Annotated in this window: 17 protein-coding genes; 4 read left to right on the top strand and 13 right to left on the bottom strand. The window is 68.4% G+C overall.

Translation table 11 applies throughout. The annotated features are described in order from the left end of the window. The first annotated feature begins 20 nt into the window (after positions 1–20). A complete protein-coding gene (locus F3087_RS25800) occupies positions 21–455 on the top strand; it encodes a PPOX class F420-dependent oxidoreductase (protein WP_150404607.1) in 435 nt (144 codons plus the stop codon). 51 nt (positions 456–506) lie between these two features. On the opposite strand, the gene F3087_RS25795 is transcribed toward F3087_RS25800, so the two are convergent. Further along, positions 507–1634, bottom strand: coding sequence for a M24 family metallopeptidase (locus tag F3087_RS25795; protein WP_150404606.1), 1128 nt, complete (start codon positions 1632–1634; stop codon positions 507–509). A gap of 181 nt (positions 1635–1815) precedes the next feature. Here F3087_RS25795 and F3087_RS25790 point away from each other — a divergent pair, with 181 nt between their 5' ends. Beyond that, complete coding sequence (locus tag F3087_RS25790) at positions 1816–2787, top strand: 5'-3' exonuclease (protein ID WP_150404605.1); 972 nt, start codon at positions 1816–1818, stop codon at positions 2785–2787. A gap of 188 nt (positions 2788–2975) precedes the next feature. Here the strand turns inward: F3087_RS25790 and F3087_RS25785 are convergent, their stop codons facing one another. From F3087_RS25785 to F3087_RS25755, 7 genes are all read right to left on the bottom strand, one after another. Next, positions 2976–3668, bottom strand: coding sequence for a DUF4333 domain-containing protein (locus tag F3087_RS25785; RefSeq protein ID WP_150404604.1), 693 nt, complete (start codon positions 3666–3668; stop codon positions 2976–2978). A gap of 118 nt (positions 3669–3786) precedes the next feature. Continuing rightward, a complete protein-coding gene (locus F3087_RS25780) occupies positions 3787–6489 on the bottom strand; it encodes a DEAD/DEAH box helicase (protein ID WP_150404603.1) in 2703 nt (900 codons plus the stop codon). Between the two features lie 2 nt (positions 6490–6491). Then, a complete protein-coding gene (gene tatC, locus F3087_RS25775; protein WP_150404602.1) occupies positions 6492–7445 on the bottom strand; it encodes a twin-arginine translocase subunit TatC in 954 nt (317 codons plus the stop codon). A gap of 115 nt (positions 7446–7560) precedes the next feature. After that, on the bottom strand, positions 7561–7836 hold the full coding sequence (gene tatA / locus F3087_RS25770) for a Sec-independent protein translocase subunit TatA (protein ID WP_150404601.1): 276 nt from the start codon (positions 7834–7836) through the stop codon (positions 7561–7563). 112 nt (positions 7837–7948) lie between these two features. After that, complete coding sequence (locus F3087_RS25765) at positions 7949–8974, bottom strand: 2-dehydropantoate 2-reductase (protein ID WP_191094135.1); 1026 nt, start codon at positions 8972–8974, stop codon at positions 7949–7951. Further along, entirely contained in the window at positions 8971–9945 is a 975-nt protein-coding gene (locus tag F3087_RS25760) for a helix-turn-helix transcriptional regulator (RefSeq protein WP_150404600.1), read from the bottom strand. Before F3087_RS25760 ends, F3087_RS25765 begins: the two co-directional genes overlap by 4 nt. Next, positions 9942–10937 (bottom strand): helix-turn-helix transcriptional regulator, encoded by a 996-nt coding sequence (locus tag F3087_RS25755; protein ID WP_150404599.1) that lies wholly within the window; start codon positions 10935–10937, stop codon positions 9942–9944. Before F3087_RS25755 ends, F3087_RS25760 begins: the two co-directional genes overlap by 4 nt. A gap of 80 nt (positions 10938–11017) precedes the next feature. Between F3087_RS25755 and F3087_RS25750 the strand changes: the two genes are divergently transcribed. Then, a complete protein-coding gene (locus F3087_RS25750) occupies positions 11018–11314 on the top strand; it encodes an MTH1187 family thiamine-binding protein (RefSeq protein WP_150404598.1) in 297 nt (98 codons plus the stop codon). 60 nt (positions 11315–11374) lie between these two features. Here the strand turns inward: F3087_RS25750 and pafA are convergent, their stop codons facing one another. The 5 genes from pafA to dop all read right to left on the bottom strand — a co-directional run bounded on the left by pafA (position 11375) and on the right by dop (position 16411). Next, the gene (gene pafA, locus F3087_RS25745; RefSeq protein ID WP_186818252.1) at positions 11375–12733 is read right to left on the bottom strand and encodes a Pup--protein ligase; all 1359 of its coding nucleotides are present in this window, start codon (positions 12731–12733) and stop codon (positions 11375–11377) included. 199 nt (positions 12734–12932) lie between these two features. Continuing rightward, positions 12933–13703, bottom strand: a complete 771-nt coding sequence (prcA, locus tag F3087_RS25740) for a proteasome subunit alpha (RefSeq protein WP_150404597.1) — start codon at positions 13701–13703, stop codon at positions 12933–12935. Then, complete coding sequence (prcB, locus tag F3087_RS25735) at positions 13700–14560, bottom strand: proteasome subunit beta (RefSeq protein WP_191094134.1); 861 nt, start codon at positions 14558–14560, stop codon at positions 13700–13702. The genes prcA and prcB overlap by 4 nt, the downstream gene beginning before the upstream one ends. Continuing rightward, a complete protein-coding gene (locus F3087_RS25730) occupies positions 14557–14751 on the bottom strand; it encodes a ubiquitin-like protein Pup (protein ID WP_150404595.1) in 195 nt (64 codons plus the stop codon). Before F3087_RS25730 ends, prcB begins: the two co-directional genes overlap by 4 nt. 160 nt (positions 14752–14911) lie before the next feature. Then, positions 14912–16411 carry a depupylase/deamidase Dop gene (gene dop / locus F3087_RS25725; RefSeq protein WP_150404594.1) on the bottom strand — a complete coding sequence of 500 codons (1500 nt, stop codon included), beginning with the start codon at positions 16409–16411 and terminating at the stop codon, positions 14912–14914. 155 nt (positions 16412–16566) lie between these two features. Here dop and F3087_RS25720 point away from each other — a divergent pair, with 155 nt between their 5' ends. Continuing rightward, positions 16567–17784: a DUF418 domain-containing protein gene (locus tag F3087_RS25720; RefSeq protein WP_150404593.1), complete on the top strand. Its 1218-nt coding sequence runs from the start codon at positions 16567–16569 to the stop codon at positions 17782–17784. Positions 17785–17786 lie beyond the last annotated feature (2 nt).

The raw sequence follows: 17786 nt of genomic DNA, 5'->3' as shown, positions 1-17786 counted from the left end.
GCAACCGCTACGGTCGGGGGATGCCGACGCAGATCGTGGAGCTTTCGACCGGTGCGCTCGAGTTCGTGACCGAGCGGCACCTTGCGACGTTGACTACGTTGCGCGCCAATGGGACACCGCATGTTGTGGCGGTGGGGTTCACGTGGGATCCGGAGGCCGGGATTGCGCGGGTGATCACCGATGGCGGATCGACGAAGGTGCGCAATGTGCGCCGAGGTGGTTATGCCGCTGTCAGTCAGGTCGAGGGGCGGCGGTGGCTCACGCTCGAAGGACCGGCCACCGTGCTCGATGATCCGGATTCCGTCGCCGAGGCGGTCGAGCGCTACGCGGGGCGCTACCGGGTTCCCCGCGAGAACCCGACCCGGGTGGTCATCGCGATCCAGGTCCAGCGGATCCTGTCCAGCTCCACCCTGAATGCGCCACCGGCCGACAACGGCTCAGCTCAACCGCAGTAGACGCGAAAACGCGCCCGCTCGGACTCGAGCGAGCGCGTTTCCGGGTTCGGCTTACAGGACCGTCAGCCCGTGCGGCCGCTGGTTCATGGATTCACATCCGTCCTCGGTGACCACGACGATGTCTTCGATGCGGGCGCCCCAGTCGCCGCGGAAGTAGATGCCGGGCTCGATGCTGAACGCCATGCCCTGTTGCAGGACGAGGTCGTTGCCCTCGACGATGTAGGGCTCCTCGTGCACCGACAGGCCGATGCCGTGTCCGGTGCGGTGCACGAAGGCCTCGCCTAAACCGGCCTCCTTCAACACGTTTCGGGCGGCGGCGTCGACGGACTCGGCGGTGACGCCGGGGCGGACGGCGGCCACCGACGCGGCCTGGGCCTGCTCCAGCACGGCGAACCGGGCGGCCCGCTTCGGGTCGGGCTCGCCGAGGGCGTAGGTGCGGGTCGAGTCGGAGTAATAACCGGGGTTGACCGGTCCGCCGATGTCGATGACGACGATGTCGCCGGATTCGATCCGCCGCTCGGAGTCGTGGTGGTGCGGGTCGGCGCCGTGCGGGCCGCTGCCGACGATGACGAACGCGGCCTCGGTGTGACCCTCCTCGACGATGGCGGCGGCGATGTCCGCGCCGACCTCGGCCTCGGTGCGACCGACCTGGAGGAACTCGCTCATCCGCGCGTGCACCCGGTCGATCGCGGCGCCGGCCCGGCGCAGCGCGTCGATCTCGGCGGCGTCCTTGATCATGCGCAACTCGCGCAGCACGGGGGTGGCGGAGGCGGGCAGACCGGTGAACGACTCGGCCAGCGGGATCAGGTGCAGAGCGGGCATCGCGTCGGCGACGGCCACGCGCGAGCCGACGTGCAGCGCGGACTTCACCACGCCGTACGGATCGACGCCGTCGACCCAGTCCAGAACCTGCAGGCCGAGTTCACCGGCCGCGGAACCCGCCAGCGAGGCCAGCTCCAGCTTCGGGATGACGACCGACGGCGTCGCGCCGTCGGCGGGGATAACCAGGCAGGTCAACCGCTCGAAGGACTCGGCGGCGGACCCGATCAGATAGCGCAGATCCGGGCCCGGAGTGATCAACAGGGCGTCCAGATGGGCGGCCCGCATCAGCTGCACCGCCCGTTCCAATCGCTCCCCGTAAATGTCCGCCGCGAACCTGGAATCCGTATGCGAGCTCATTCGTCCGACGTTACCTGTCCGACCCGCTCGGACGAACCCGAGTGCCCCCACTTCGCTTCGCAGATCCGCACCGTCTTCGCCCACCGCGCTGCTGCGGCGGCCGCGAGCTGTGCGCACCACGGCTCGCCCTCCTCGGGCAGATCGTCCGGGGTTTGTCGGAGCCGGGAGGTAGCCTCAGCCCGTGACTTCTGCTGCGACTTCCGGTGGACCGCTGTTGCTCCTCGACGGGGCGAGTCTGTGGTTCCGTGCCTTCCACGCGATCCCCGAGAAGATCACCGCGCCGGACGGGCGGTCGGTGAACGCGCTGCGCGGGTTCACCGACATGGTCGCGTCGCTGATCACCAAGCATTCGCCGAGCCGGCTGGTGGTGTGCCTCGATCTGAACTGGCGGCCGGATTTCCGGGTCGAACTGGTGCCGTCGTACAAGGCGCACCGGCTCGACACCTCCGCGGATGCCGGACCGGGTGCCGAGACGGTGCCGGACACGCTGACCCCGCAGGTCGACATGATCCTCGAGGTGCTCGAGGCGGCCGGGATCGCGACCGGCGGCGCGGACGGACTGGAGGCCGACGACGTGCTCGGCACGCTCGCCACCCGGGAGAGCACCGACGAAGTGGTGGTCGTCAGCGGCGATCGCGATCTGCTGCAACTCGTCCGCGATACCCCCGAGCCGCCGGTGCGCGTGCTCTACGCGGGCCGCGGACTGGCCAAGGCCGAGCTGTTCGGCCCGGCCGAGGTGTCTGCCAAATACGGTGTGCCGCTGGAGAATGCGGGCCGCGCCTACGCCGACCTCGCCACCCTCCGCGGCGACGCCTCCGACGGCCTGCCCGGTGTCGCGGGCATCGGCGAGAAGTCCGCGTCGCTGCTGATCACCCGATTCGGTTCCCTGGAAGCACTTGTCGCCGCCGTCGAAGACCCCGAGGCCGACCTAGCCCAGGGCATCCGCGCGAAACTCCGTGCGGCAGAAGAGTATTTGAAGGCCGCGGCTCCGGTCGTCCGGGTGGTCTGCGACGCCGACGTGAAACTCTCCCGCCCCGACACACTCCCCACCACCCCCGCGGACGAAGACCGCCTCCGCGAACTGGCCACCGCCTACAACGCGGAAAGCCCCATCACCCGCCTCATCAAGGCCCTCGCCACGCGCACCGCCTGACCCCGCGCACCTTTTCGCGGGCAGCGGCCAAAATGCCGTGCCGCGGCTGAAATTGCCAGCAATTCCATGCGCGGCAAGACGACTCGTGCGCAGCGTCGCCGCGCGCGAGTCCTGCGGCAGGCGCGCGGGTAAAACAACGGTCGGCCCACCTAGGTGGGCCGACCGGAGTGTTCGAGCGAGGCCTGGGGCTAGTTCGGGCGGCCGACCTCGTAGGTGCCGTCATCGCGGGTGATCTTGATGGTCACCTTCTTGGCTTCGCCGCTGACCTTGAGGTTGCAGTCGAAGGTCGCGTCGACCTTGACTTCCTGGCCGGACGGGCAGGAGACGTCGCTGACATCCTGGATGCCGTAGGAGTCGGTGAGGACCTTCTTGACGCCGTCCTGGACGGCGGACTGGTCCAGCTTGTCCTTGGAAGTCAGCAGGAGCACGAGGGCGAGGACGGCGCCGATGACCACGAGGGCCAGCACGACCAGGCCGATGAGCAGGCCTTTTCCTTTGCCGCCACCCTGCTGCGGCGCTTGCTGCTGCCCGCCCCACTGCGGCTGCTGCCCCCACTGCGGCTGCTGACCCTGCTGCCAATCCTGCGGCTGCTGGGCCTGACCCCACTGCGGCTGGCTCGGCTGGCTGGGCTGCTGCCCCCACTGCGGCGCGGGCTGCTGCCCCCACTGCGGCTGCGCGGGCTGCTGCGGCTGACCACCCCACGGCTGCTGCGGCGGCTGCTGGTCACCGCCGCCCCACTGCTGGGTCGGCTGCGCCGACGCCGGGGTCTGCGGTTGACCACCCCACTGAGGGGTCCCGCCGGGTGCCTGCTGTCCACCCCACTGCTGGGTGGGATCGTTGCGTCCCTCCCCGGGTTCGCTGGGTCCAAACGGGCCGCTCATCTGGTTGCCTCCACTCGCATCGTTGTACACACGGTAGCCCCCGCGTGGGAACGGTCGGATAACTCGAGTCCTCTGCCACGGTCGGTACGCGAAAGAAATCAAATCACAATCGAATCCGCTACGCGGCGTCCACCGCGACGACACCCCGCCGGATCGCCCGCACCGCCTTCGCGGCGGTCGATGCGACCTCCGGATCGTCGGCGCTGCCGTGGATCTGATCGAGCAGGTCGATCACCTGCCTGCACCAGCGCACGAAATCGCCCGCGGACAGCGGCGCGGACTGATCGCCGCTGGCGAGCAACGACTCGGCCAACCCGTCGCCGCGCGCCCACTTGTGCACGCCGGTGACGAAGCCGAGGTCCGGTTCCCTGGTCGGCGGCAGCTTGTGCCGCGACTCGTCGGTCCGCAGTTCGGACCAGGCCCGGATGGTCTCGCCGATGGCCCGCCGGATCGGTTCGGTCGGGCCGGTGACGCCGAGATATCCACCGTCCTGGCGGGATTCGAACACGAGAATCGAGACGACACCGGCCAATTCGGCCGGTCCGAGCCCGCGCCACAGCCCCTGGCGCAAGCATTCGGCGACCAGCAGGTCGCTCTCGGAGTAGATCCGGGCGAGCCTGCGTCCGTCGGCGGTCACCTCGGACTCGTGCACGAACCCGCGCTCCTCCAGCAGCCCGACGATCCGATCGAAGGTGCGGGCCAGCGAGTTCGTGGTGGCGGCAACCTTCTGGCGCATGGTCTCGGTTTCGCGCTCGAGCCGGTTGTAGCGCTCGCCGATGCGCGACATCTGCTCGCGATCGGCGCGGGTGTGCGCCGGATGCGAGCGCAGACTGCGGCGCAAGGTGGACAATTCCCGATCGTCGGCCGCGGCAGCCCGCTTGCCCCGGCGCTGGCGGCCCGGCGCGGAAATTCCGGTGCTGCGCAACGCCGAAGCCAGATCGCGACGGGTCTGCGCGGTCCGGTGGTCGACCCGGCGCGGCAACCGCATGTGCCCCAGCGTCTCCGCGGGCACCGGGAAGTCGGCCACCGAAACCCGGCCGGCCCACTTGTCCTCGGTGAGCACCAGCGGCCGCGGATCCCCCGGCGTCGCATCGGGTTCCAGGATGACCGCGAGCCCGGCGCGCCGGCCGGACGGGATGGCCACCACGTCACCGCGGCGCAACGCGGTCAGCGCGGCGACCGCGACCCCGCGCCGATCCGAGCGGCCCTGCTGCTCGATCTGCCGTTCCCGCTGCTTGATCCGCTCGCGCAGCGAAATGTATTCCAGGAAGCCACCTTCGGCGCCGCCGAGCTGGCTGCGCAGCTTGCGCAGCTGGGCCTCGTTGCGTTCGATGCCGCGCACCAGCCCGACCACCGAGCGATCGGCCTGGAACTGCGCGAACGAACGCTCCAGCAGCGCCCGGGATTCGGTCGAACCCATTCGGTCGATCAAGTTGATCGACATGTTGTAGCCCGGCTTGAACGAACTGCGCAGCGGATAGGTCCGGGTAGAGGCCAGGCCGGCGACCGCGCTGGTGTCGACCTCCGGCTGCCACAGCACCACCGCGTGGCCCTCGACGTCGATGCCGCGACGTCCGGCCCGGCCGGTCAGCTGGGTGTACTCACCGGGGGTGAGCTCGGCATGCGACTCGCCGTTGTACTTGACCAATCGCTCCAGCACGACGGTCCGCGCGGGCATGTTGATGCCGAGAGCCAGTGTCTCCGTAGCGAATACGGCCCGCACCAGCCCCTTGACGAACAGTTCCTCGACGGTGTGCCGGAACGCAGGCAGCATCCCCGCGTGATGTGCGGCCAATCCGCGATGCACCGCCTCGCGCCACTGCCAGAAGCCGAGCACCTCCAGATCGGCCTTGGGCAGATCACCGGTGTGCTTCTCGATGATCGCGTCGATTTCGTCGCGATCCTCCGGCCGGCTCAGATCCAGCCGCGCCCGCAGGCACTGGGCCAGCGCACCATCGCATCCCGCGCGACTGAAGATGAAGGTGATCGCGGGCAGCAGGCCCTCTTCGTCCAGCTTGGCCAGCACCTCGGGTCGCGGCAGCGGCCGGAAGTCGCGCCGCGGTCCCCCGCGACCGTGCCGCGGCCGATCCCAGCTGTTCGCCCGGTCGGCGGCCTCCCGCTGCCGGATGAACCGGACCAGATCCTCGTCGACCAGCACCTTCTGGTCGGTGGAATCGGTGTCGAACAGGTCGAACATCCGCCGCCCGACCATCACGTGCTGCCACAGCGGCACCGGCCTGGTCTCGTCCACCACCACGGCGGTGTCGCCGCGCACGGTTTCCATCCAGGCGCCGAACTCCTCGGCATTGCTGACCGTCGCCGACAGGCTGACCAGCTTCACGTCCTGCGGCAGGTGCAGGATCACTTCCTCCCACACCGCGCCGCGGAACCGGTCGGCGAGGTAGTGCACCTCGTCCATCACCACGAACGACAGCCCCTGCAACGCGTCCGAGGACGCGTAGAGCATGTTGCGCAGCACCTCGGTGGTCATCACGACCACCGACGCGCCGGGGTTGATCGACTGGTCGCCGGTGAGCAGGCCGACGCTGTCGCGCCCGTAGCGCTCGGTCAGGTCGGCGAACTTCTGGTTCGACAGCGCCTTGATCGGCGTGGTGTAGAAGCATTTTCCGCCTGCGGCCAGCGCCAAGTGCACGGCGAACTCGCCGACGACGGTTTTACCGGCTCCGGTCGGCGCGCATACCAGGACGCTGTGTCCGTCTTCGAGTGCCGTACAGGCGGTGCGCTGGAAGGGATCCAGGCTGAACTTCAGCTCGGTGGAAAACTTGGCAAGCTCGCCCGTATGCGACCGGTGATGTGTCACCGTCAGAGGGTATCGGAGTAGTCCGACATCGAGCGCCCGGTTTTATCCGGGGGCGTCACCAGCGAGTCGGCGGGGTCGATCGGATCGGGGCCGGTGATCGAGGACGCCTCTTCGTCGGACAGCGCGGCCAGGTCTTCGGCTTCCTTACGCGCCCGGCGGATGTCGTTGATCCGGGAGAACTGGATCGCCACCTCGAACAGCACCGTCAGCGCGAGCGCCAGCGCCAGCATGGAGAACGGGTCCTGCGGGGTCACGATCGCCGCGAAGACGAAGAGCCCGAAGGTGATTCCGCGCCGCCACGCCTTGAGCCGGGCGTAGGTGAGCACCCCGATCAGGTTCAATCCGATGATCAGCAGCGGGGTTTCGAAGCTGACGCCGAAGATGACCAGCAGCTGGATGATGAAGCCGAAGTACTGCGAACCGCTCAGCGCGGTGATCTGGACGTTGTTGCCGATCGAGAGCAGGAAGCTCAAGGCGTGGGCGACAACCACATACGCGAGCGCGGCGCCGGTCGCGAACAACACGGTGCCGGTCGAGACGAAGCCGACCGCGTACTTGCGCTCTTTCGCGTACAGGCCGGGGGTGATGAACGCCCACAGCTGGTAGAGCCAGATCGGCGCGGCGAGCACGATGCCCGCGGTCATGCCGACCTTCAGGCGCAGGGTGAACTGCTCGAACGGCGCGGTGGCCAGCAGCTTGCAGGAGCCGTCCGGGCTGATCGCGGCACGCGCGGAGTCCGGCAGCGAACAGTAGGGCCCGCGCAGGATGTCGCCGAGGCTCTCGATGCCGAGGAACCCGTACTCGTACCAGATGAACCCCAGCACGGTGGTGACGATGACCGCCGCGATCGAGACCAGCAACCGGTAGCGCAGTTCCTGGAGATGCTCGACCAACGACATGGTGCCGTCGGGGTTGGTCCGGCGCTTGCTCTGCCGGGGATCGAACGGGATTCGCATGGCTGGTGATTGCCCCTGGGTCGGAAGCTCGGCAACTGAACGCGCTGGCGGACGCACGCGGCGACCGCACTTCTACCGGAGTGAGAACCTACTCACCCCGGGACGAGCATCGCGCTCAGAGCGTCTTCGGCTCGGCCTGCGGCTGGGGCTGCTGGGTGACCGACGGGGTCACCGGCTGTGCGGCAGGCAGTTGCTGCGCGGGCTGCTGCACCGGAGCGGCCGGCGCGTGGTCGGACTCCTTGCCCTCGTTCTGCATCTGACTGACCTCGCTCTTGAAGATGCGCAGCGACCGACCCAGGCTGCGGGCCGCGTCGGGCATCCGCTTGGCACCGAAGAACATCACGAAAACGACCGCAATGATCAGCCAGTGCCAGATGCTCAGACTGCCCATGATTATTACCTCCCAAGACTGGTGATGGTTCTGATGCTACCGGAGGGTGACGTGCGCGAACGCACCCTCCGGCCGGGTTGGCCCGGCGTTGCGCCGCGTGGTGACGACTCTCTCAACGGGCGCTCGCGTGCGCGGCCCGCAGTTGTTCGTACAGTTCGGCTCCGGTCCAGGTCCGCCGGTCGCCCTGCTCGGCAGCGACGATCAGTTCGATCAGCCGCTGATTCACCGGTGTGGGCAACCCGACCATCGTCCCCAGACCGATGATTTCCCCACAGAGCCAAGAGATTTCGGTTTTGCGGCCGAGTTCGAGATCATCGGCCATGGACGAGCGGGCCATCGGGTCGACGGCCAGCACCCGGCCGAAAACGCGCCGGAACACGCCGTCCGGCACGGTCAGCAGCCGGGCCATCACGGCGGGCGGCAGCGGGGTCAGGCGGGCGGGGGTTATTCGCGCTTTGTTCATCACCGCGAGCGCTTCCCGCTGGGCCAGCGCCAGGCAGCGGCGATAGTTGCGGTCGGCGAGTTCCTCGCGCAGCGGCCGCCCGGACAGCGCGTTGATCGGGTTGTTCAGGTTCAGCAGCAGCTTGGCCCACTGCACGGGCCGCAGGTCGGGGTAGCGGCGCAGCGCGAGGCCGGCCTGCTCGAAGATTCCGGCGAACGGGGTGAGACCAGGATCATCCTGCACGGCGAGGCCGCCCTGGGTGCCGCGGTGGAACCGGCCGCCCGGGTGGTGCACCACGTTGAACATGACCATCCCGGCCAGCACCACGCAGTTGGGCAGGATCTCCCGGATGACCGTGTCGTTGCCGATGCCGTTCTGCAAGCTCAGCACCACCGTGCCCGGGCGGATCTTGCCGGTGAGCTCGCGCACCGCGTCCGCGGTCGCCGCCGATTTCACCGCGACCAGGACCAGATCGGCCGAGCCGACATCGTCGGGTTCGGTGGCGGTGTGGAAGCGACCGGTGGGCAGCGAGTCGTCGCCGCCGTCGAGGTCGGTGAGCCGGAGGCCGGACGCGGAGATCTCGTCGAGCATCCGCGGCCGGCCGACGAAGGTCACGTCGGCGCCCGCCACGGCCAGTTTGCCGCCGACGAACAGGCCGATGCTGCCCGCGCCGACCACCATCACCCGACTCTTCACCCGGCCTCCTCGAATCCGGCCGCGGCGTACGCGGCCAATGCGGCGTTCGAGCGTTCGCGCACCGCGGCAACCAGTTCCGCCGGGCCGAGCACGGTGACGCCCGCGCCGAAACCGAGTAGCAGCCGGGCCATCCAGTCCAGGGTGGCGAACCGCATGGTCGCCTCCAGACTGCCGTCGGCGTTCACCGCGACCCGATGCATCGGGTACTGGTCCAGAACCCAAGCGTAGTCGCCGTGAATGCGCAAGCGCGCCAACGGAACCGCGGGATCGTCCTGAAACAGGTCGAGCGCGGCCGACTCCTCGGTGGCGTGGCTGGGCGGGCGGGCCGGTTCGTCGAGTTCGGTGGCGGCCTCGATCCGGTCGAACCGGAACAGGCGCACGCCCTCGGCCTGCCTGCACCAGGCCTGCAGGTAACTCATGTTGTCCACCAGGACGATCCGGATCGGATCGACGACGCGTTCGGTGACGACGTCGCGGCTGGCCGAGTAGTAGACCAGGCGCAGCGCGCGCTGCCTGGCCAGCGCCGAACGCACCGTGGCGACGGCCGGGGCCTCCGGCGGCGGGGTCCGGGCGTGGTCGGGTTCGGCGGCGGAACCGCCGACGATGGCCGATTCGATCTTCGCGATGGCGGCGTGCGCGGCGGTCGGGTCGACCATGCCGGGCATGTCCACGATCGAGCGCAGCGCCACCAGCAGCGCGGTCGCCTCGGTGGAGGTGAGGCGCAGCGGACGGTCGATGCCCGCGGAGAAGGTGACCTCGATGCTCTCCTCGGAGAACGACAGGTCGATCAGGTCGCCGGGGCCGTAGCCGGGCAGGCCGCACATCCACAGCTGGTTGAGGTCGCTCATCAGCTGCTTGCTGGTCACGCCGAGATCTGCGGCGGCCTCGGCGGCGCTGATGCCCGGGTGCGCGATGAAGTACGGGATCATGTTCAGCAGGCGCGAAAGCCGAACGGAGAGCCGGGAATTCACGCCGTGACCTCCGTCCGGTCGAAGACCGAGCGCAGCCGGGCGACGACATCGGTGCGCAGCTCTTCCGGAGCGAGCACGACCGCGTCCGGGCCGAGGCCGGTGATCAGGCGGGCGATCCAGTCGCGCGAGCGGACCGGCAGCTCGACCACCGCGCCGACCCGGCCGCCGATGGTGCGTTCGCCGGTGACCTGGCCGATGCGGCGCAGTTCCCGGCCGCGGCCGTCGGCCACCCAGACCGTGGCGGTGCCGCTGACCGGGGCCGAGCTGGTGACCTGGTCGACGATCTTGCGCAAGTCGATACCGTCCGGTTTGCTGACCGCGTTCTCCGGCCCGTAGGCGGTCACGTCATCGCCGATCCGGGACAGCCGGAAGCTGCGGACCGCGTCGCGGGCGCGGTCGTGTCCGACCAGGTACCAGCGGCCGTGCCGGGTCACCACGCCCCACGGCTCGACATCGCGCATCAGATACGGGGCGTTGATCGCGCCGCGATGCTCGAATCGCACGGCCTGGCCGGCGTCGATCGCGGCGAGCAGCTTGCCGAGCACCGGTTCCGAGCCGCGGGTGCGCGCGGGAACCGCGGGCACCGAGGCGACGGCGGCGTCGGTCTCCACGTGGATCCCGGCGGCACGCAGTTTGAGCAGGGCGCCGTCCGCGGCGGCGGCCAGTTCCGGCGATTCCCACATCTGCACGGCCACCGCGACCGCGGCGGCTTCCTCGTCGCTCAGGTCGATCTCGGGCAGCTCGTAGGCGTCGCGGTTGATCCGGTAACCCTCGACCGACGAGTACCGGCCGACCGGCCCGATCTCCAGGGGTATGCCCAGGTCACGCAGCTCGTTCTTGTCTCGTTCGAACATTCGGCTGAACGCCTCGTCGCTGGCCGAATCCTCGTATCCCGCGACGCTGTCCCGGATCCGCTCCGCGGTCAGGAACTGCCGGGTCGACAGCAGCGCGATGACCAGATTCATCAGCCGCTCGACCTTGGATATCGCCACCCGATAGAGGGTAATCGGCCCGGCTCCGCGCGTGCGCGTCGGCGCGCGATTCACTCGATCACATGTGCAGTATTGATCGTATGATCATCGCTTTCTCCGTGACCCCACTCGGCACCGGCGTCGACGTCGGCCGTGCCGTCGCCGAGGCGGTCCGCGTCGTCCGTGCCAGCGGCCTGCCCAACCACACCGACGCCATGTTCACCACCATCGAGGGCGAATGGGACGAGGTGATGCCCGTGGTCAAACAGGCCACCGACGCCGTCCTCGCCGCCGCCCCGCGCTGCAGCCTCGTGCTCAAGGCCGACATCCGTCCTGGCGTCACCGACGGCATGACCTCGAAGGTCGAAACCGTAGAGCGCTATCTCGCCGAGGGTTAGCCCCGGAAAACCGACGGCGACCGACACCCGAAGGTATCGGTCGCCCCGTTTCTACCGGACCTACATGGATGCGATCAGGCGGTCCACGCGTTCGTCCACCGAGCGGAACGGGTCCTTGCAGAGGACCGTGCGCTGGGCTTGGTCGTTGAGCTTGAGGTGGACCCAGTCGACGGTGAAGTCGCGGCCCGCCTCCTGGGCGGCGGTGATGAAGTCGCCGCGGAGTTTGGCCCTGGTGGTCTGGGGCGGGGTGTCGACGGCGGCGTCGACGGCCTCGTCCTCGGTGATGCGCTTGGCCAGGCCCTTGCGCTGGAGCAGGTCGAACACGCCGCGGCCACGCTTGATGTCGTGGTAGGCGAGGTCGAGCTGAGCGATCTTCGGGTCGGACAGCTCCATGCTGTAGCGATCCTGGTAGCGCTGGAACAGCTTGCGCTTGATCACCCAGTCGATCTCGGTGTCGACCTTGGCGAAGTCCTGCGCCTCGACGGCATCCAGGGTGCGGCCCCACAGATCGACGACCTGATCGATCTGCGGATCGCGATCCCGGTTGCGCAGGTGCTCGACCGCGCGGGCGTAGTACTCGCGCTGGATATCCAGAGCGCTCGCCTGACGACCGCCGGCCAACCGCACCGGACGACGACCGGTGAGATCGTGACTTACCTCGCGAATGGCGCGAATCGGGTTGTCCAGGGCGAAGTCCCGGAACGAGACGCCCGCCTCGATCATCTCCAGCACCAGCGCGGCGGTGCCGACCTTGAGCATGGTGGTCGGCTCGGCCATGTTCGAGTCGCCGACGATCACGTGCAGGCGGCGGTACTTCTCCGCGTCCGCGTGCGGCTCGTCGCGGGTGTTGATGATCGGTCGCGAGCGCGTGGTCGCGGACGACACACCCTCCCAGATGTGCTCGGCACGCTGGGACAGGCAGAACGTGGCCGCCTTCGGCGTCTGCAGGATCTTGCCCGCACCGCAGATCAGCTGGCGCGTCACCAGGAACGGCAACAGCACGTCGGAGATCCGGGAGAACTCACCGGCGCGCACCACGAGGAAGTTCTCGTGGCAGCCGTAGGAGTTGCCCGCGGAGTCGGTGTTGTTCTTGAACAGGTAGATGTCGCCGCCGATGCCTTCTTCGGCGAGCCGCTGCTCGGCGTCGATCAGCAACTCTTCGAGGACCCGCTCGCCCGCTCGGTCGTGGGTCACCAGTTGGTGCAGGCTGTCGCATTCGGCAGTCGCGTACTCCGGATGGGACCCGACATCGAGATAGAGCCGAGCACCGTTGCGGAGGAACACGTTCGAGCTGCGGCCCCAGGACACCACCCGGCGGAAAAGGTACCGGGCTACCTCGTCGGGGGACAGCCGACGGTGACCGTGGAAGGTGCATGTCACACCGAACTCGGTCTCGATCCCCATGATTCGTCGCTGCACACTATCGACATTACAGCCATGTCATGCGCTCGCGTGGGGCTGCGGACAACACGAACGCATACGTCTTCACAACGATTCGGCTCGGCCTACCGGCGCGAGTGGGCAGTATCACCCTCGATCCGGCCTCGCGGCGGACACAGTTCGGGCCCGTGCACTGGTGCGACGCACCCGTGCACGGGCCCTGACTTCTGCTCGGTGGTTACTCCGCCTCGGGAGTCTCCGCCGCCGGTTCGGCCGCCTTGGCCTTGGTGGCCTTCTTGGCTGGACTCAGCAACTGCTCCAGCGCGGAGTTGGTGACCCGGCGGAACGCCCGCCGCGGCCGCGCCTGCTCCAGCGCCGCGACCTCGAGCGAGTTCACGTCGAGCACCCGCTTTTCCTTCTCCGCACCCTCGGGCACGCCCGCCTGCAGCGCCCCGACCGCGACCTTGATCGCGCCGGCCAGGTCCAGACCCGGCTTGTAGGACGCCTTCAACGCGGTCAGGATCGGCTCGGTCGTGCCGCCCATCACCACGTATTCGCGTTCGTCCACGATCGACCCGTCGAAGGTGATCCGGTACAGCACCGAGGTCGGCTGCTGCTCCGGGTAACCCACCTCCGCCACACAGATCTCCACCTCGTAGGGCTTGAGCTGATCGGTGAAGATCGAGCCGAGCACCTGGGCGTAGGCGTTGGCCAGTGCGCGGCCGGTCACGTCGCGGCGGTCGTACTGGTAACCGCGGATGTCGGCCTGCAGGATTCCGCTGCGGCGCAGATTCTCGAACTCGTTGTACTTGCCGACCGCGGCGAAACCGACCCGGTCGTAGAGCTCACTCACCTTGTGCAGCGTCGCGGACGGGTTCTCCGCGACGAACAGCACACCCTTGTCGTACACCAGGACCACGACGCTGCGACCCCGACCGATGCCCTTGCGGGCGAGCTCGGTCTTGTCCCGCATGATCTGTTCTGCGGACGCGTAATAAGGCAGTGTCATGCGCGGGCACTCCCCTCTTCAGCGGCCTCACGATCGGCGACGATGCCGCGCGCGATCACCTCGAGGCGGTCCTCGGTCACCTCGACCGCACCTTCCTCATCGATCACGATCGCCGTCGGATAGATCCCGCGCATCAGATCGGGTCCACCCGTCGCGGTGTCGTCGTCGGCCGCGTCGAACAGCGCCTCCACGGCGATGCGCAGCGCGCGCTCCTGATCAATTCCCTTGGCGTACAGCTTCTTCAGCGACCCCTTGGCGAAGACCGAACCCGATCCCACCGCGGCGTAACCGAACCGCTCCTCGCTGCGTCCACCCACCACGTCATAGGACACGATGCGACCGACCTTGTCCGGATCGGTGGCATTCACGTCGTAACCGACCAACATCGGAACCACCGCCAGCCCCTGCAGGGCGGCGGGCAAGTTCTCGCGCACCATCTTCGACAGCTTGTTGGACTTGCCGTCGAAGGTCAGGGATACGCCCTCGAGCTTCTCGTAGTGCTCCAGCTCCACCGCGAAGATCCGCACCATCTCGACGGCCATGCCCGCGGTGCCGGCGATGCCGGCCGCGGAGTAGCTGTCGGTGATGTAGACCTTCTCGATGTCCCTGCTGGCCAACAGGTTTCCCTGGGTGGCCCGCCGGTCACCGGCGATGAGCACGCCACCGCGGTAGCTGATCGCGACGATGGTGGTGCCATGCGGCGCGATGTCCTTCGCACCGGTGACGCTCAGAGCCGCGCCATCGATCGGTCCGAACTTGTTGCCGGGCAACATTTCCGGAGCGTGCATGCGAAGGTATTCGGAGAAGGACGAGAGGGCGTACCCCAGGTGGAGACGCGAGGGGTCACCTACTGTCACTGGCCGCCTTTCTGAACGTACGCGCGGACGAAGTCTTCGGCGTTCTCCTCGAGCACATCATCGATCTCGTCGAGCAGGTCGTCGGTGTCCTCCGCCAGCTTTTCGCGGCGCTCCTGACCGGCGGCGTCCGCACCCTCCGGGCCATCATCCTCGTCGCCGCCCCCGGCGCGCTTGGTCTGCTCTTGTGCCATGGCAGCCGACCTCCTCTGTCCTCATCATGACCGGAGCTCAATTCTGAGCACGGCCCCGGTCATGAGCAATGTCCGTGCTCGTTCTTCAACACTACCCAGCCCGACCGACGCAGTGTCGTATTCCGTGCCGATGTGGGCCGAGTCGGTACCGGTCTCGTGATCAGGTTGTGAGCTGTTCCACAAGATCAGCGGCCGAGGTCACGCCGTCCAGCAGCTTGCCTACGTGCGCCTTTGTCCCGCGCCGCGGTTCCAGGGTGGGGATGCGGACCAGCGAATCGCCGCCCAGGTCGAAGATCACCGAATCCCAGCTCGCCGCGGCGATGTCGGCGCCGAAGCGGCGCAGGCATTCGCCGCGGAAGTAGGCCCGAGTGTCGGTGGGCGGGTTGGTCATCGCGTCCAGCACCTGCTGCTCGGTGACGAGCCGTTTCATCGACCCACGGGCCACCAGGCGGTTGTACAGGCCCTTGTCCAGGCGCACGTCGGAGTACTGCAGGTCCATCAGGTGCAGCTTCGGCGCGGCCCAGCCCAGGCCCTCGCGCTGGCGCATGCCCTCGAGCAGGCGCAGCTTGGCCGGCCAGTCGAGCAGGCTCGCGCATTCCATCGGGTCGCGCTCGAGCAGATCGAGCACCATCGCCCAGTTCTCGATGATGTCCTGCACGCGCTTGTCGTCGTTGCCGGTGCGATCGACGAACTTGATCACCCGGTCCAGGTACATCCGCTGCAGCGCAAGGCCGGCCAGCTCGCGGCCGTCGGTGAGCGCGACGGTGGCGCGCAGCGTCGGGTCGTGGCTGATCGTGTGCACTGCGGTGACCGGGCGGGCCAGCTGGAATTCGGACAGGTCCTCGCCGGCCTCGATCAGGTCGAGGACCAGCGCGGTGGTGCCGACCTTGAGGTAGGTGGACATCTCGGCCAGGTTGGCGTCGCCGATGATGACGTGCAGCCTGCGGTACTTGTCCGCGTCGGCGTGCGGCTCGTCGCGGGTGTTGATGATGCCGCGCTTGAGCGTGGTCTCCAGGCCGACCTCGACCTCGATGTAGTCGGCGCGCTGGGACAGCTGGAAGCCGGCGTGGTCGCCGGACTGACCGATGCCGACCCGGCCGGAACCGGTGATCACCTGACGCGAGACGAAGAACGGGGTGAGGCCGAGGATGATCTGGTTGAACGGGGTGTCACGGCTCATCAGGTAGTTCTCGTGGGTGCCGTAGGAGGCGCCCTTGCCGTCGACGTTGTTCTTGTAGAGCTGCAGGCGTGGCGCGCCGGGCACGCTGGACGCGTGCCGCGCGGCGGCCTCCATCACCCGCTCGCCCGCTTTGTCCCAGATGACCGCGTCCAGTGGGTCGGTCACCTCGGGTGCGGAGTATTCGGGGTGGGCGTGGTCGACGTAGAGCCGGGCGCCGTTGGTGAGGATCATGTTCGCGGCACCGACCTCGTCGGCGTCGATCACCGGCGCGGGCCCGTTCATCCGGCTCAGGTCGAAGCCGCGCGCGTCGCGCAGCGGCGACTCCACCTCGTAGTCCCAGCGGGTGCGTTTCGCCCGCGGCACACCCTCGGCGGCGGCGTAGGCGAGCACGGCCTGCGTGGAGGTGAGGATCGGGTTGGCCGACGGCTCGGTTGGGGTCGAAATGCCGTACTCGACCTCGATTCCGATGATGCGCTGCATGGGTCGAGCCTAACGGGCATCGCCGGGCGAAGTCCGTGGGCTGCCCGCGCCGGGCCGGGTGTCGGCGTTGTCGGCACTGGTGGAGCCCAATCTCATACCGCGGGTGGTACTTCCGGAGGACCCGCGCGAGCGCCGGTCGGCGGGACAGTCTTGGTATGACCGAATCTCTCGCCGATCCGCAGGTCGGCACCGCGGCGCGGCACCGTGCGCCGGACGCCCCCGCCGAGGCGGCGCACTCGCGACTGGTCGCGCTGGACGTGCTGCGCGGCATCGCGATCCTCGGCACGCTCGGCACCAATATCTGGATCATGACCAACCGCGAGGGGCTCGTCGGCTACATCGACGAGTTGAAGGACCCCGCGACCGGCTGGCTGTGGGCCGAGCGGGTGTTGCAGCAGCTGGCGCAGGGCAAGTTCCTCGGGTTGCTGACCATCATGTTCGGCATCGGGCTGGCCATTCAGCAGGGCTCGGCGCAGCGGGGCGGACGGCGCTGGCCGGGCAAGTATCCGATCCGGGCCGGGTTGCTGCTGCTCGACGGTCTGCTGAACTTCGTGTTCGTCGCGGAGTTCGACGTGCTGATGGGGTACGCGGTGACCGGGCTGCTTGTCGCGTTCGTGCTCGCGACAAGTGAACGGGCGCAACGGCGTTGGCTGATCGTCTCGGCGGGTATCCATCTCGCGATGCTCACCGCGATCGGGTTGGCCATGGCGTTCGCGCCGCGCGACGAACCGGCGCCGCGGACACCGCTGGATCCGAATCCTTATGCGGACGGGTCGTTCTGGGATCTCGTGGTGTTCCGGCTGCACAATGCGGGCGAGTTCCGCTCGGAGACGGTGTTCGTGTTCGCCATGTCGGTGGCGTTGTTCCTGCTCGGCGCCCGGCTGTTCCGGGCCGGGGTGTTCCGGCCGGAGGGGGCGCGGATGCGCAAGTGGCTGATGGTCGCCGGGTTCGGGGTCGCGGCGCCGATCGACCTGATCGCCGGTATCGCGGGCAACGGCGACTACTTCCTTTTCACCCGCTACGGCACCGCACCCGTTGTCGCGCTGGGCATCCTGGCCTTGGTCGCGCACTTCTACCTGCGGCGCACCGAGGTCGGATTCCTCGGCCGGCGCATGACCGAGGTCGGGCGCACCGCGCTGAGCTGCTACATCTTGCAGAACTTGGTGGCGTCGATCCTGTGCTACGGCTGGGGTTTCGGGCTCGCCGCCCGCGTCTCCCCCGATGCGCGGGTGCCGTTCACCGTGGGCATCTACCTGCTGGTTTCGCTGATCATCGCGACCGGAGCGCACATCTGGCTGCGCCGCTTCGAGCGCGGGCCGGTCGAGTGGGCGTGGAACCGCAGCTTCCAGGCGCTGACCGGCGGCAAGGCCTGAGC

It is taken from the genome of Nocardia colli (assembly GCF_008704205.1).
Classification (GTDB): domain Bacteria; phylum Actinomycetota; class Actinomycetes; order Mycobacteriales; family Mycobacteriaceae; genus Nocardia; species Nocardia colli.
The sequence above is the reverse complement of the archived record's forward strand: the minus strand, read 5'-3'. Positions and strand labels throughout refer to the sequence as shown.

What these genes read in the sequence shown, in the direction of transcription:
- F3087_RS25730 (WP_150404595.1), bottom strand. Translation starts at nt 14,751, where the DNA reads ATGGCACAAGAGCAGACCAAGCGCGCCGGGGGCGGCGACGAGGATGAT.
- prcA (WP_150404597.1), bottom strand. Translation starts at nt 13,703, where the DNA reads ATGACACTGCCTTATTACGCGTCCGCAGAACAGATCATGCGGGACAAG.
- dop (WP_150404594.1), bottom strand. Translation starts at nt 16,411, where the DNA reads ATGCAGCGCATCATCGGAATCGAGGTCGAGTACGGCATTTCGACCCCA.
- tatA (WP_150404601.1), bottom strand. Translation starts at nt 7,836, where the DNA reads ATGGGCAGTCTGAGCATCTGGCACTGGCTGATCATTGCGGTCGTTTTC.
- F3087_RS25720 (WP_150404593.1), top strand. Translation starts at nt 16,567, where the DNA reads ATGACCGAATCTCTCGCCGATCCGCAGGTCGGCACCGCGGCGCGGCAC.
- F3087_RS25750 (WP_150404598.1), top strand. Translation starts at nt 11,018, where the DNA reads ATGATCATCGCTTTCTCCGTGACCCCACTCGGCACCGGCGTCGACGTC.
- F3087_RS25795 (WP_150404606.1), bottom strand. Translation starts at nt 1,634, where the DNA reads ATGAGCTCGCATACGGATTCCAGGTTCGCGGCGGACATTTACGGGGAG.
- F3087_RS25800 (WP_150404607.1), top strand. Translation starts at nt 21, where the DNA reads ATGCCGACGCAGATCGTGGAGCTTTCGACCGGTGCGCTCGAGTTCGTG.
- F3087_RS25785 (WP_150404604.1), bottom strand. Translation starts at nt 3,668, where the DNA reads ATGAGCGGCCCGTTTGGACCCAGCGAACCCGGGGAGGGACGCAACGAT.
- tatC (WP_150404602.1), bottom strand. Translation starts at nt 7,445, where the DNA reads ATGCGAATCCCGTTCGATCCCCGGCAGAGCAAGCGCCGGACCAACCCC.